Origin of the sequence: Streptomyces sp. CB02261, assembly GCF_001905665.1 — a bacterium.
GTDB lineage: Bacteria > Actinomycetota > Actinomycetes > Streptomycetales > Streptomycetaceae > Streptomyces.
The window spans coordinates 1-14,077 of the sequence record NZ_LIVX01000016.1 but is presented as its reverse complement, the minus strand read 5'-3'; the positions used below and the strand labels follow the sequence as shown (position 1 = coordinate 14,077).

The following is a 14,077-nucleotide window of genomic DNA, read 5'->3' as shown; positions in this document are numbered from 1 at the left end:
CGGGTGCCGTGCGGGGGCGGTCCGTGGTGCGCGCGGGGGCGGCCCGGCGTGGGCGCGGGGGCGGCCCGGCGTGGGCGGCGCCTGGTGCGGCGCCGTCACAGGCTGTCGGGGCGGCGAGTCCGGGGCCGGACGCGCGCGGGTGTCGTGGGCACCCGCTCCCACCTGGGAACGGGTGCCACGACGAGTCGACCGTGTCGGCTACTGGTCCGAGGAGAAGCGGACCGTCGCCGCGGGGAGGGTGGCGTCGCACCAGACGCGCACACCGTCGCGGAGTTCGTTGTCGGGGCCCACGTGGGCCCCGTCGCCGATGACCGCGCCCGTGAGGACCGTACGCGCGCCGATGCGGGCGCCCGCGCCTATGAGGGAGTCGGTGATCACCGCGCCCGGTTCGACGACAGCGCCCGCCAGGAGCGTGGAGCCCGAGATGCGCGCGCCCTCGCCGACCACCGCGTCCGCGCCGACGACCGTGCCGCCGGTCAGCTTGGCGTCCGGGGCGACGCGTGCCGTCGGCAGGACCAGGCGGTCGCCGCAGCGGCCCGGGACGGCCGGGGAGGGGGCGCGGCCGAGGACCAGGTCGGCGGAGCCGCGGACGAAGGCCTGCGGGGTGCCGAGGTCCAGCCAGTACGTGGAGTCGACCATGCCCTGGAGGTGGGCGCCGGAGGAGAGGAGCTCCGGGAAGGTCTCCCGCTCGACCGAGACCGGGCGGCCCGCGGGGATGGTGTCGATGACCGAGCGCCGGAACACGTACGCGCCCGCGTTGATCTGGTCGGTGACGATCTCCTCGGGCGTCTGCGGCTTCTCCAGGAAGGCCGTGACGCGGCCGGTGGCGTCCGTGGGGACCAGGCCGAAGGCGCGCGGGTCCTCGACCCGGGTGAGGTGGAGGGAGACGTCCGCGCCGGACGAGGAGTGGGTGTCGACGAGGGCCCCGATGTCGAGGCCCGTGAGGATGTCCCCGTTGAAGATCAGGACCGGGTCGTCGGGGCCCGAGTGCAGCCGCGAGGCGACGTTGCGTATCGCGCCGCCGGTGCCGAGCGGCTCCTCCTCGGTGACGTACTCCAGGCTCAGGCCGAGCGCGGAGCCGTCCCCGAAGTGCGGCTCGAAGACCTCGGCCAGGTAGGAGGTGGCGAGCACGATGTGCTCGACGCCGGCGGCGCGGGCGCGGGCCAGCTGGTGCGTCAGGAAGGGGACGCCCGCCGCCGGGACCATGGGCTTCGGCGTGTTGACCGTGAGGGGTCGCAGCCTTGTTCCCTTGCCACCGACCAGGAGGATCGCTTCTGTCACCTTGTCGTCTCTGCTTCCTGTTCGGGGTCGGTCAGCACGCCCGCCTCGGTCGTCCGTGCGATATGACCGGTCAGTTTAGGCAGATGGTTGCCCCGATGACCCCATCAGCTTCTCCCCTGGTACTTCGCGGAGCTCACACGGGCCGTCCCGAGCTTGCCGTACAGCCGCGCCCCGGGACACTCCGTGGCGAATCCGTCACGGTGTCCCGCGATGGCGTTGAACCGTACCGTCTTGCCCTTCGCGTACAGGTTCCCGCCCCCGGAGACGAGGTACGAGGTCCCCTTCGGGTTCACCCCGTGCAGCCCGAGCTTCCAGGCCGTCAGGCGGGCGACGGCGGTCACGGCGGCGGCCGGCGGGGTGGTCTTGCTGAAGGTGCCGAGGACGGCGATGCCCATGCTGTTGGTGTTGAACCCGAGGGTGTGCGCGCCGAGGACGGGCTTGGCCACGCCCCCCGCTCGACCTTCGTAGATGTTCCCGCACTTGTCGACGGCGAAGTTGTAGCCGAAGTCCCGCCATCCGCTGCTCAGGACGTGGTAGCGGTAGATACTGCGCAGGACGGAGGGCGCCTGGGCGCAGGTGTAGTTGTTGCCGGTCGCGCTGTGGTGCACGAAGGCCGCCTTGATGCTCTTCGTGTAGACGAAGCCCTTCTCGCGGATCCGCTCGTCGGCGCCCCAGCCCTTGCGCGTGATGATCTTGGGACGGGGGCCGATGTACGGCTTCGCGGCGGCCGGTGCCGGGGCGGCCTCGGCCGGCAGCACGGCCAGTTCCTCGGCCGGCTCCTTGAGCTCCGCCGCCGGCTGCGCGTAGGGCGTGTAGGGGGCGTACGGGACCGTGAACTCGGTGGCTTCCTTCGACAGGGCCGGGATCCAGGCCGCGCCGTACGGGGCGAGCTGGGCGTTGACCGCGCTGACCGCGGCCTCCGCCGCGCCGAGACCGGCCTGGACCAGGGCGGCCACGGCGGTCCGTGACACGGGAGAGATCGCGGGAGCGACCACCGGCGTGCCCTCCGGCTCGGGTTCGGGAGCGGCTTCCGCCGGGTCCTCGCCCGGGTCGACCAGCTCCAGGCGCAGGCCCTCGGGGAGGGGTTCCTCGCCCTGTACGCGGATCTCGACGCCGTCCGAGTCGCCCACCCACAGCGGGGCCGTGGAGCCCTTGAGCGCCCGGCCGGCGCCCTCCGCGGTGTCGGGGTCGGCGCCGTGGTCGTCGTTGTGGGTCTCGACGTCCTGCCACGGCGACCACGCACCGTCCGCGGCGGAGCGGGTGCGGACCTGGACGGTGCCGTGCAGGGCGGCCGCCGGGTCGTCCCACACGACACCGACGAGCGAGAAGGGCTGGACGTCGAGCCGGGTGAGCCCCTGCGCCTCCGTCCCGTCCGCCCCACCGCCCAGGGACCGGTCGGAGTCACCGGTCAGCGGTTCCAGCGGCAGGGACTGGGTGGCGCCGGAGAGGTCGGGCGCGGGTGGCAGCGCGGAGAGCGACGGTGGCGGCTGGAGCGTCTGGGGGACCTCGGCCGCCGCGGGCGCGGCGAGGGAGACCGGCAGGGCGAGGACCGCCGCGCATCCGGCGGCGATCGAGGACGCGAGTGAGTGACGCATGGGCCGATCGTGCGGAGCCGGGAGCCGTTCCGCGCGCCGGAAGAAGGCCCGGAAACCGTCGGCGTGTCGGGCCGACCGGTGGACGGTGTCACCGGTACGGCGGACCTCCGCGCGGCCGCGCGGATACGCTGTCCGGCGTGAACGCCAGCGACCGCACCCCCGCCGACCTGCTGCGATCCGCGCTCGCCGCGGACCCCGCCCGCCCCTTGGTCACCTTCTACGACGACGCCACCGGTGAGCGGGTGGAATTGTCCGTCGCCACCTTCGCCAATTGGGTGGCCAAGACGGCGAACCTGCTCCAGGGCGAACTGTCCGCCGCTCCGGGCGACCGGCTCGCGCTGCTGCTGCCCGCGCACTGGCAGACCGCCGTCTGGCTGCTCGCCTGCTCCTCCGTGGGCGTCGCCGCGGAGATCGGCGGTGACCCGGCGGACGCGGACCTCGTGGTCGCGGGGCCCGACGCGCTCGACGCGGGCCTCGCGTGCTCCGGGGAGCGGATCGCGCTCTCGCTCGCCCCGATGGGCCGGCGCTTCCCGGCCGTGCCCGTCGGATACGCGGACTACGCGGTCGAGGTGCCGAGCCAGGGTGACCGCTTCGCCCCCTTCGTACCGGTCGATCCGGATGCCGCCGCGCTCGTCGTCGACGGTACGGAGCGCAGTGGCGCGCAGCTCGTCGAGCAGGCCCGCGCGGACGCGGAGGCCCTCGGCCTCGCCCCTGGCGCCCGACTGCTCTCCGGGCTCGGGTACGGCGACTGGAAGGGGCTGTCGACCGGTCTGTACGCGCCCCTCGCGGCCGGCGGCTCCGTGGTCCTCTGCCGGAACGCGGATCTGCTCGCGCCCGAGTCCCTCGCCAAGCGGGTGGAGAGCGAGCGGGTGACGGTCACGGCCGTCTGACGCACCCGTTCGGCTCAGGACGCGCCGGGTCCCCGGGCCCGGGCGCGCCGTCCGGTACATGATCGGCGCAGGGGGAGACGACTCCTTCCGTACAACCATGTGTCGGGTTCGGCCGTCTCCCTCTACGACCGGCGGCCGCCCGGCGTGCCGCCGACGCCATGAAGGACGGACTGAGACGTGACGGACCGCGCGGGCACGCCCGCCGAACCGGATCCCCCTCCGCCGGACGGGGATCCCCCTTCCGCGGAGGGCACGGCGCCCGCCGCGTCCTCCGCGGCGGAGCGCCCGGCGCCCGCCGCCCCGGAGGAGCCGCGCCGCCGGCGCCACTGGCTGCGGTGGACCGCCCTCGGCGTCTCGGTCGTGCTGCTCGTCGCGGCCGGGGTCGGCTGGTGGTTCTACCGGAAGCTCGACGGCAACATCACCACGGACACCACCGCCGCCGCCGAGCTGCGGAGGTACGAGAAGGAGCGCCCGGCCGCCGTCGTGTCGGCCGCGCGGAACATCCTGCTCATCGGCTCGGACACCCGGGCCGGCGAGGGCAACCGCAAGTACGGCAGGGACAAGGGCACCCAGCACTCCGACACGATGATCCTGCTGCACCTCTCGGCGGGGAAGTCGAGCGCGACCGCCGTCTCCCTCCCCCGCGACCTGATGGTGACGATCCCGAGCTGCCTCAAGGCCGACGGGACCCGGACCGGCGAGCAGTTCGCGCAGTTCAACTGGGCCTTCGAGTTCGGCGGTACGGCGTGCACGATCCGTACCGTCGAGAAGCTGACCGGGATCCGGGTGGACCACCACATGGTGATCGACTTCCGCGGCTTCAAGAAGATGGTGGACGCGGTCGACGGCGTGGAGGTCTGCCTCAAGGAGCCCGTGGACGACCACGACGCCAAGCTGAAGCTGCCGGCGGGCCGGCAGACGCTCCGCGGGGAGCAGGCCCTCGGCTTCGTCCGCGCCCGGAAGTCGATCGGCGACGGCAGCGACACGGAACGCATGGACCGCCAGCAGCAGTTCCTCGGCGCGCTGGTCAACAAGGTGCAGAGCGACGGGGTCCTGCTGAACCCGACCAAGCTCTATCCGGTCCTGGACGCGGCCACCAAGGCGATCACCACCGACGCGGGCCTGGACTCGCTGCGCGACCTGTACAACCTGGCGCGGTCGATGCGGTCGGTCCCGACCGAGAAGGTGCAGTTCCTCACGGTTCCCCGCCGCCCCTACCGATACGACGCGAATCGGGACGAACTGGTACAGCCGGCGGCGAGTCAACTCTTCAAGGAGCTGAGGGAGGACAGGCCCGTCGTGGTCGAGCCCGGCGACAAGGACGACGACGGGCGGGGCACCGGCTCGGACGGGAAACCCGATGACGCGGACACCCCGGCACCGTCCGTGACCCCGACGTTCACGGGTCGGAACGCCGCGGAAGGGGTGTGCTCCTAGACGGCCGGCGGGGCCGGGCCGGCGGGACGGCCCGGGGGAGGAGACCGCTCCCAGGGGGCTGTGGGGACGGTGGGTAAAGGGCGCACCAAGGGGAGGGCGGGGAGGGATGAGGTTTGAGCAAATTGCCCGGTTGTAAGGGGCGTGGAATTTGTCACGCGCGTCGCCCCACGCTGAACTGGGCGGATAGTGTGACGCGATCCGGTGCATCCCGACCACGTGGTCGCACTCACCAAGGATCGAACGAACGAGAGAGCGGCGCCCCGTGGGGAAGGCGCCTCGCGTGGCACCGACGGAGGACTCGAGTAACCGTGGACGCGCACAGCCGTGGACGGGCGGACGAGATCGACCCCGCCGACCAGTGGGTGCTCAACCCGCAGACCGGCAACTACGAACTGCGACTGGACCACTCCGCAGGGCAGCCGACGACCCCGCAGACGCCGACCAGGCCCCGTAGAGCCACCGTCCCCTCGCCCACGCCGGCCGAGGCCCCCGTCGAGGCGCCCGTCCCCGGACAGCGCCGGCGCCGGGTCACCGAGCCGGGCGGCGGAGCCCAGCAGCCGCCCGCGAGCCGCCGCAAGCGCAAGCAGGGCGCGTCCCGCAAGAAGAAGGTCCTCCTGTGGACCGGCGGGACGATGGCGCTCGTGCTGGTGGGGGGCGCGACCGGGGCGTATCTGCTCTACAACAAGCTGGACGGCAACATCGACGTCGTCGACCCCGTCGGTCTCGAGAGCAAGGGCTTCCGCAAGGGCGAGGCCTTCAACATCCTGATCATCGGCACCGACAAGCGGACCGGCCAGGGCAACGGCGGCTACGGCGACAAGAACAGCCCCGGCCACGCGGACACCACGATCCTCTTCCACGTCGCCAAGGACCGCACCAACGCCACCGCCCTCTCCATCCCGCGCGACCTGATGACGACGATCCCCGAGTGCCAGTCGCGGCGGGAGGACGGGTCGATCCTGACGATCCCCGCCCAGCAGCAGGCCCGCTTCAACGTCAGCCTCGGGCAGGACGGCCGCGACCCCGGCTGCACCATGCGTACGGTCAAGGAGCTGACCGGCCTGACCGTCGACCACTTCATGATGGTCGACTTCAACGCGGTGAAGGAGCTGACCACGGCCGTCGGCGGCGTGAAGGTCTGCGTCGAGAAGGCCGTGGACGACCCCAAGTCGCACCTGAAGCTGCCGGCCGGCGAGTCGGTCATCGAGGGCGAGGACGCCCTCGCCTTCGTCCGGACCCGCTCCAGCTTCGGCAACAAGAGCGACCTCGACCGGATCAAGATCCAGCAGCAGTTCCTGGGCTCCATGATCCGCCAGATGAAGTCGGACGAGACGCTCACCAGCCCGACCAAGCTGCTCGACCTCGCGGAGGCGGCGACGAACGCGCTCACCGTCGACAAGGGCATAGGGTCCCTGTCCAAGCTCCAGGACCTGGCCAAGGAGCTCTCCGGGATCGACACGAAGAACATCTCCTTCGCGACGCTCCCGGTGATCGACAACCCGGACGAGCCCAAGCCGATCACCGTGGTGCCGCATCCGACGCAGGCACCCCAGCTCTTCGCCGCGCTGCAGGCCGACATCTCGCTGACCGAGGTGAAGAAGAAGACGCAGGACGCCAAGAACGCCCAGGCGCTGGCCCAGGCCAAGCTCCTCCAGGGCGTGCGCGCCCAGCCCGCCGACGTGCGGGTCGACGTCTACAACGGCAGCGGCATCCGGGGCGCGGCCCAGTCGACCATCAACTGGCTGCAGAACGAGCAGGGCGTGAACCGCTCCACCAACAAGAGCAACGCCCCCGAGAAGGCGGCGAAGACCACGCTCACCTACGCACCGAACCAGGCCGATCAGGCCCGCGCGCTCGCGGACATGATGGGTCTGGCCGCCACGGCGCTCAAGCCGGGCACACAGGCGGCCGGGGAACGCGAGCCCATGACGCTCGTCCTCGGCGCCGACTTCAAGGGCGCGGGGGTGCCCATCAACGGTCCGACGAAGGCGCCGGACGTCGAGAAGGTACAAGCAGACAAGCAGGTGTGCGCCAAGTGACCCGGAAACACCGGGACTCGGCGCACTCCTGACTCACGAGGGGACCTGGGGTGGGACAGAACAGCGTGCGCGGGGAGGGAACGCGGGGACGCGTTCCGCGCGCCCGAGAACTGGGCTGGGACGACGAGCTGCACGGCGCCGCGGAGGCCACCGGCGCCGGCGGTGACGAGCCCGGGGAGAAGGCGGCGGCAGCGGACGCGCCCGCGTCGACCCGCGCCGAGCGCCGACGCGGCACCGCCGCGGGTGCCGGCCGTGGTGCGGCCGGAGGTGCGGGCGCGGGCGGCCGGGCCGCGGCCCGCCGGCGCGCCAAGAAGTCCGGCAAGCGCAAGGTGCTGCGCTGGGTCGCGATCACCATGTCGGTGCTGATACTCGGCACGGCCGGCGCCGGATACCTGTACTACGAGCACCTGAACGGCAACATCCGCGGCGGCTCGCGCGCGGGCGGTGACAGCGGTGTGCAGAAGGCCCCGCCGAACGCGCTCGGCGACACCCCGCTGAACATCCTCCTGATCGGCTCCGACAGCCGGGCGGACGCCAAGAACGTGGCGCTCGGCGGCGGCAAGAACCTCCGCGAGGCGAAGCCGCTCGCGGACGTCCAGATGCTGCTGCACGTCTCCGCCGACCGGCAGAACGCCTCCATCGTCACCATCCCGCGCGACACGATCGTGCCCATCCCGGAGTGCAAGGGCGAGGACGGCTCGACCTTCCAGGCGACGAACACCGCCCCGATCAACGAGACGCTGGGGCGCGGCGGTCCGGGCTGCACCCTCACCACCTGGGAGAGCATCACCGGGGTCTACATCGACCACTGGATGATGATCGACTTCGCGGGTGTGGTGGCGATGGCCGACGAGGTCGGGGGCGTCCCCGTCTGCGTGAAGACCGGGGTCTGGGACAGGCCCACCCGCCGGGTCAAGGGCGGTTCGGGTCTCAAGCTCAAGGCGGGCACCACGGAGATCCAGGGCAAGCAGGCCCTGCAGTGGCTCCGTACCCGCCACGCCTTCGGCAACGACCAGGGCCGCGCCAAGGCACAGCACATGTACCTCAACGGCATGGTCGAGAAGCTCCAGAAGCAGAACGCCTGGAGCGACACCGGTCAGCTGACGGGGCTCGCCGAAACCGCCACCAAGGCGCTCCAGGTCTCCGACGAACTGAAGTCGGTGAAGAAGCTCTTCGACCTGTCGATGCAGCTCAAGAACGTGAAGATGAACCGTCTGACGACGGCGACGGTCCCCACGGTCGAGTGGTCCCAGGACCGGAACAAGCTCCAGATGGTCAAGTCGTCCGCCGACAAGATGTGGGCGATGCTCCGTGACGACATCGCCTTCGACAAGAACGGCAAGCCGGCCACGGCCAAGCCGAAGCCGAGCACGCCGGCGAAGCCGAAGGCCACCGCCGAGGCCCCCGGCTCCTTCGCCGTCACGGTCGCCAACGGCACCGCCGGTACGGACGAGGCGCCCGTCGAGGGACGCGCCAAGGCCGTCACCGAGACCCTGACCGGCAAGGGCTTCACGCAGGCGGAGGCCTCCAAGGAGGCGCAGCCGCGCGAGGACTCGGTCGTCATGTACCCGAAGGCGGACGGCGACCAGGGCCGGGCGAACGCGGTGTCCGTGGCGAAGGCCCTCGGCCTCCCGGAGGCCAAGGTCCGGCCCGACGCCAAGGTGGAGGGCATCACGCTCGTCGTCGGCGCGGACTGGCGCGAGGGGGCCGTCTTCAAGGCTCCGGCGGTGGAGGCCGGCGACCTGCCCGCGGGCGCCGACGACAAGTCGACCTGCATGGACATCTACTCGGTCTACAAGTGGGACGGGAAGAGCTGACCGTCCCCCGGGTACGACACGGCGGCCGGGCCCCGCGAGGGACCCGGCCGCCGTTCTCGTACGGGAGGTGTCAGACCGTCTCGGACTCGCCCGTCCGCACGGCGGGGCGACGGCTCGCGATGACCTTCTTCGCGAGGGAGCGGGGGCTCGTCAGGAAGCCGTAGCCCCAGGACATGTGCATCGTCGCGAGCGCCACCGGGATCTGGAGGCGGGCCTTCAGCGGGAGGCCCTTGCCCGCCGGGACCGAGCCGGCCGTGATCGCGGCGAGGTAGCCGGCCGGGATCACGAAGCCGAGCGGGGTGAGGACGGCGCCCACGACCAGGCCGGCGGCGATGGCGCAGACGGCGGTCGGCGGGGCCAGGTAGCGGAGGTTGATGGAGCCCTGGTGGTAGCGGGCCACCACGTGGCGCCAACGGCCGTAGTCCTTGTACTGCTTGGCGAGCGCCTTCACGGAGGGACGCGGGCGGTACTGGACGCGGAGCTCCGGCGAGAACCAGATCAGGCCGCCGGCCTCGCGGATGCGAAAGTTCAGCTCCCAGTCCTGGGCGCGGATGAACTCCACGTTGTAGCCGTCCTGCTGTTCGAGCGCCTCGCGCCGGAAGACACCCAGGTACACGGTCTCCGCGGGGCCCGCTTCGCCGCCCGTGTGGAAGGCCGCGTTGCCGACGCCGATCTTCGAGGTCATCGCGGCGGCGACCGCGTCCTCCCAGGCGTTCTCACCCTCGGCGTGCATGACACCGCCGACGTTCTGCGCGCCGGTCTCCTCCAGGAGCCGGACGGCGGTGGCGATGTAGTTCGGGGAGAGCATGCCGTGGCCGTCGACGCGCACCACGATCGGGTGACGTGAGGCCTTGATCGCCGCGTTGAGAGCGGCGGGCGTACGGCCCGTGGGATTCGGCACGGTCGTGACGCGGGAGTCCTCGCGGACGAGCTCGGCGGCGATCTCGTCGGTACGGTCCGTGGACGGGCCGAGCGCGATCACCACCTCCATCTCGCCGTCGTACTCCTGCTCCAGGATGTGACGAACCGAGGTGCGCAGATGCCGCTCCTCGTTGAGGACCGGCATGATCACGGAGACGGGGGGCATGGCGTTCATCGTCCGCCACGTTACCGCGAATGGGGGACACCGGTGCGCGCCGCACGGGTGGTGGGCCCTTGCGCTGATCGTATGGGCCTACCGTGCTCACGGTTCCCCTTGTCACACCCGCGGAGGTGTCCGTCCGTGCCCACACCGCCCCGCACGCCCCGTACCCGGCCCGCCGCCCGTCGCGTGCCGGTCCGTCGGCGGCGGAGGCGGCCCCGGTGGGGGATGCGGATGGCGACGGCGCTCTCCGTGACGGTCCTCGCGGCCGGCGGGATCGGGCACGCGGTGGTGACCGGCCTGAACACCGGGATCACCCGGGTCGACCCCTTCAAGGACATGAAGAACCGGCCGCAGGCCGGGCACGGGATGAACGTCCTCGTCGTCGGCACCGACGGGCGGGACCGGATCACCGCGGAGGAGAAGGAGAAGTACCGGCTCGGCGGCGCGCCCTGCCACTGCACCGACACGGTGATGCTCGTGCACATCTCGGAGGACCGGGACCGGGCGAGCGTGGTGAGCCTGCCCCGTGACTCGTACGCCGAGATGCCCGAGCACACCGATCTCACCAGCGGCGAGAAGCACCAGGCGCATCCGGTGAAGCTGAACGCGGCGTACGCCGAGGGCGGGCCCGGGCTGACCGTGCGGACCGTCGAGTCGATGACCGGCGTCAAGATCGACCACTATCTGGAGGTCGACTTCACCAGCTTCATGCGGACCGTGGACGCGGTCGGCGGGGTGCAGATCTGTACGGCCCGGCCGGTGAAGGACCCGTACACGGGGCTCGACCTGAAGGCCGGCACCCATGAGCTCGACGGCGGGCAGGCCCTGCAGTACGTGCGCTCCCGGCACATCGACGGAGCCGCCGACATCGGGCGGATGCAGCGGCAGCAGCGGTTCCTCGCGGCGCTCGTCGAGCGGATCAGCAGCGGCGGGGTGCTGTTCAACCCGGTGCGGTTCCGGGAGGTCGCCACGGCCCTGCTCAGCTCGGTCCGGGCCGACGAGGACTTCGGTACGGATCAGCTGTTCGCCCTCGCCAAGGCGATGCGCGGCTTCACCCCGGCGTCGTCGGAGTTCGTGTCCGTGCCGATCGGGGACATGAGCTTCCCCGTGAAGGGGATCGGCTCGACGGTGAAGTGGGACGCGGCGAAGGCGCAGAAGCTGTTCCAGGCGCTGCGGGAGGACCGGCCGCTCACCCCCGCGAAGCCCGCCTCGTCGGACAAGGCGCCCAGGGACGTCGTCGTGGACGTGGCGCCGCGCACGGTCCGGGTGCAGGTCTACAACGGGACCCGGACGGACGGGCTCGGCCGGAAGGTCGACGACGCGCTGCGCGGCACCGGCTTCGACACCACGCGGACGCCGATGACCGCGCCGGGGACGGACCGGGCGCGGACGGTCGTCGAGTACGACCCGCGCTGGGACCGCTCGGCGAAGACCCTCGCGGCGGCGCTGCCGGGGGCGGAGCTGAAGCCGGTGGCGGGGAGGGGCGGGACGCTGCGGGTGACGGTGGGCGCGGACTACAAGGGGGTGCGGGCGGTCCGGGCGGAGGAGCCGGGCCGGGCGGGACCGTTCGAGGCGGTGACGGGGGACGAGGTGGTGTGCCCATAGGGCGGCCCGTCCGAGCGGACCTGCGACGAGGTGGTGTGCCCGTAGGGCGGCCCGTCCGAGCGGACCTGCGACGAGGTGGTGTGCCCGTAGGGCGGCCCGTCCGAGCGGACCTGCGACGAGGTGGTGTGCCCGTAGGGCGGCCCGTCCAGCCGGACCGGGGGCCGGTTCGCCCGTAGGCGGCGCGCTCCGAGGCGGACCCGCGGGCCGTGGGTCCCCGGGGCCGCGCTTCGAGGCGGACCCGGGGCCGTGGGTCCGTAGGGCGGCGCTCCGAGGCGGACCCGGAGCCGTGGGCCCGTCGGCCGTGGGCCCCGGTCCGGCTAGTCCTCGTAGCCCTCGGCCGCCCGGCGTTCCCGTAGGTCCTTGATGGCCTCGCGGCGGGCCAGGCGGTGGGTGCGGCGGATCTGGGCCTCCTGGTTGCGGCGCTTGTCCTGCTCCGTCTCCGGGATGACCTGCGGGACGCGGCGCGGCTTGCCGTCCGCGTCGACGGCGGCGAAGACCAGATAGGCGGAGCCGACCTGGGTGGCGGGCGTGGACTCGTTCCAGCGCTCGGCCATGACCCGGACGCCGACCTCCATGGAGGACCGGCCGGTCCAGTTGACCTGGGCCTTCACATGGAGCAGGTCCCCGACCCGCACCGGCTCCAGGAAGGCCATCTCGTCCATCGAGGCGGTGACCGCCGGTCCGCCCGAGTGCCGGCCCGCGACGGCGCCCGCCGCGTCGTCCACCAGCTTCATGATCACGCCGCCGTGCACGGTACCCAGGAGGTTGGTGTCGTGGCTGGTCATGATGTGGCTGAGGGTGGTGCGGGAGGCCGAGGTGGGCTTGCCCGGAATATCGCCCTGATCTGTCATGCCCTCCACCATATGCCGGGTCCCTCGGCCGTCGCCGTTCGGTCCGCTTTGCATCAGCTTGGCAACAGCCCGGGCCCGAAGTTCCACCCGGCCTGTCGCCCGCGAAGCCCTGCCCGGCACACTGGTCCGCATGAATGACTGGCCCGATGACGGCGGATACGGCCGCGGCAGCTCGAACCCCCACCCGGAGGGTCCTCGCCGCATGAGCCATGTGCGGCGTCCGCAGGTTCCGCAGCAGCCGCCTCGTTACGACCAGGCCAACCCGAACTTCACGCAGGCCCAGGGCACGGGGTACGACTCCGGGTACAACACGGGCCAGGTCTACGGCGCCCCGCAGGGCGGCGGCCACGGCACCGTGCCGCCGCAGTACGCGCCGAGCACCGGCGCCGGCGGCCCCGGGCGCCCCGCGCCGGACTGGCGCAAGCGCATCAAGGTCGGCTCGATCGTCCTGGTCGTCGGCGTCCTCGCCTGGGGCATCGGTACCTACGCCTGGGCCAGCTCCCAGATGCGCAACGAGGTCGACCTGTCCAAGGTCATCGAGCGGCCGGCCGAGGGCGACTGCACGACGTATCTGATCGTCGGCTCCGACAGCCGTGAGGGCATGTCCGCCGAGGAGAAGAAGAAACTGCACACCGGCTCCGCCGAGGGTAAGCGGACCGACTCGATGATGATCCTCGCGGCCTGCTCCAGCGGGAACACGATGGTCTCGCTCCCCCGTGACTCCTGGGTGACGATCCCGAACTTCGTCGGCTCCGAGTCCGGCAAGTCCTTCCCGGCCCGCGGCGGCTCCAAGCTGAACGCGGCGTACGCCATGGACGGCCCCGAGCTGCTCGTGCGGACCGTCGAGTTCAACACCGGCCTCCGCATCGACCACTACGCGGAGATCGGCTTCGCCGGCTTCGCGAACATCGTGGACGCGCTCGGCGGTGTCGAGCTGAACATCGACAAGGGCTTCAAGGACAAGAAGTCCGGCGCCGACTTCCAGGCGGGCACGCAGACCCTCAACGGCGAGCAGGCCCTGGCCTTCGTCCGGACCCGGTACGCCTTCGCCCAGTCGGACCTGCAGCGGACGAAGAACCAGCAGAAGTTCCTCTCCGCCCTGGCCAACCAGGCGGCGACGCCGGGCACGATCCTCAACCCGTTCGCGCTGTACCCGACGCTGGGCGCCGGTCTCGACACGCTGATCGTGGACAAGGACATGTCGCTGTACGACCTCGGAAAGATGTTCTTCGCCATGAAGGGCATCAGCGGCGGCGACGGCAAGTCCATGAACATCCCGATCTCGGGCAGCGCGCCGCAGGGCTCCCTCAAGTGGGACATGCCGAAGGTGAAGCAGCTGGTGCAGCAGATCCAGAACGACGAGAAGGTCACCGTCGAGGCGGACCGCTGACCGGTCGCGCACACGACGAAGGGCGCCCCTCCCCCCGCCGGGAGGGGCGCCCTTCTCGTGTCCCCCCTACGGGAGGTTGCGGGCCATG

At 71.9% G+C, this 14,077-nt stretch carries 10 protein-coding genes; 6 read left to right on the top strand and 4 right to left on the bottom strand.

What is annotated here, in order from left to right; translation table 11 throughout:
• Positions 1-198 precede the first annotated feature (198 nt).
• Positions 199-1,281 carry a nucleotidyltransferase family protein gene (locus tag AMK29_RS34770; protein WP_073820082.1) on the bottom strand — a complete coding sequence of 361 codons (1,083 nt, stop codon included), beginning with the start codon at positions 1,279-1,281 and terminating at the stop codon, positions 199-201.
• A gap of 104 nt (positions 1,282-1,385) precedes the next feature.
• Complete coding sequence (locus AMK29_RS34765; protein WP_073820081.1) at positions 1,386-2,876, bottom strand: peptidoglycan recognition protein family protein; 1,491 nt, start codon at positions 2,874-2,876, stop codon at positions 1,386-1,388.
• Between the two features lie 137 nt (positions 2,877-3,013).
• Between AMK29_RS34765 and AMK29_RS34760 the strand changes: the two genes are divergently transcribed.
• From AMK29_RS34760 to AMK29_RS34745, 4 genes are all read left to right on the top strand, one after another.
• The gene (locus tag AMK29_RS34760; protein ID WP_073820080.1) at positions 3,014-3,766 is read left to right on the top strand and encodes a TIGR03089 family protein; all 753 of its coding nucleotides are present in this window, start codon (positions 3,014-3,016) and stop codon (positions 3,764-3,766) included.
• A gap of 177 nt (positions 3,767-3,943) precedes the next feature.
• Positions 3,944-5,203 carry an LCP family protein gene (locus AMK29_RS34755; RefSeq protein WP_073820079.1) on the top strand — a complete coding sequence of 420 codons (1,260 nt, stop codon included), beginning with the start codon at positions 3,944-3,946 and terminating at the stop codon, positions 5,201-5,203.
• A gap of 308 nt (positions 5,204-5,511) precedes the next feature.
• The gene (locus AMK29_RS34750; RefSeq protein WP_073820078.1) at positions 5,512-7,242 is read left to right on the top strand and encodes an LCP family protein; all 1,731 of its coding nucleotides are present in this window, start codon (positions 5,512-5,514) and stop codon (positions 7,240-7,242) included.
• 50 nt (positions 7,243-7,292) lie between these two features.
• Positions 7,293-9,059 (top strand): LCP family protein, encoded by a 1,767-nt coding sequence (locus tag AMK29_RS34745; RefSeq protein ID WP_398852369.1) that lies wholly within the window; start codon positions 7,293-7,295, stop codon positions 9,057-9,059.
• Between the two features lie 70 nt (positions 9,060-9,129).
• On the opposite strand, the gene AMK29_RS34740 is transcribed toward AMK29_RS34745, so the two are convergent.
• Positions 9,130-10,155 (bottom strand): glycosyltransferase family 2 protein, encoded by a 1,026-nt coding sequence (locus tag AMK29_RS34740; RefSeq protein ID WP_073820077.1) that lies wholly within the window; start codon positions 10,153-10,155, stop codon positions 9,130-9,132.
• A gap of 126 nt (positions 10,156-10,281) precedes the next feature.
• Here AMK29_RS34740 and AMK29_RS34735 point away from each other — a divergent pair, with 126 nt between their 5' ends.
• On the top strand, positions 10,282-11,748 hold the full coding sequence (locus AMK29_RS34735) for an LCP family protein (RefSeq protein ID WP_443334097.1): 1,467 nt from the start codon (positions 10,282-10,284) through the stop codon (positions 11,746-11,748).
• Positions 11,749-12,065: 317 nt separating this feature from the next.
• Here AMK29_RS34735 and AMK29_RS34730 read toward each other — a convergent pair whose 3' ends face one another.
• Positions 12,066-12,599, bottom strand: coding sequence for an acyl-CoA thioesterase (locus AMK29_RS34730; RefSeq protein ID WP_241845817.1), 534 nt, complete (start codon positions 12,597-12,599; stop codon positions 12,066-12,068).
• A gap of 130 nt (positions 12,600-12,729) precedes the next feature.
• On the opposite strand from AMK29_RS34730, the gene AMK29_RS34725 reads away from it, so the two are divergent.
• Entirely contained in the window at positions 12,730-13,989 is a 1,260-nt protein-coding gene (locus AMK29_RS34725) for an LCP family protein (RefSeq protein WP_198942390.1), read from the top strand.
• Positions 13,990-14,077 lie beyond the last annotated feature (88 nt).

What these genes read in the sequence shown, in the direction of transcription:
- AMK29_RS34765 (WP_073820081.1), bottom strand. Translation starts at nt 2,876, where the DNA reads ATGCGTCACTCACTCGCGTCCTCGATCGCCGCCGGATGCGCGGCGGTC.
- AMK29_RS34740 (WP_073820077.1), bottom strand. Translation starts at nt 10,155, where the DNA reads ATGAACGCCATGCCCCCCGTCTCCGTGATCATGCCGGTCCTCAACGAG.
- AMK29_RS34730 (WP_241845817.1), bottom strand. Translation starts at nt 12,599, where the DNA reads ATGACAGATCAGGGCGATATTCCGGGCAAGCCCACCTCGGCCTCCCGC.
- AMK29_RS34725 (WP_198942390.1), top strand. Translation starts at nt 12,730, where the DNA reads ATGAATGACTGGCCCGATGACGGCGGATACGGCCGCGGCAGCTCGAAC.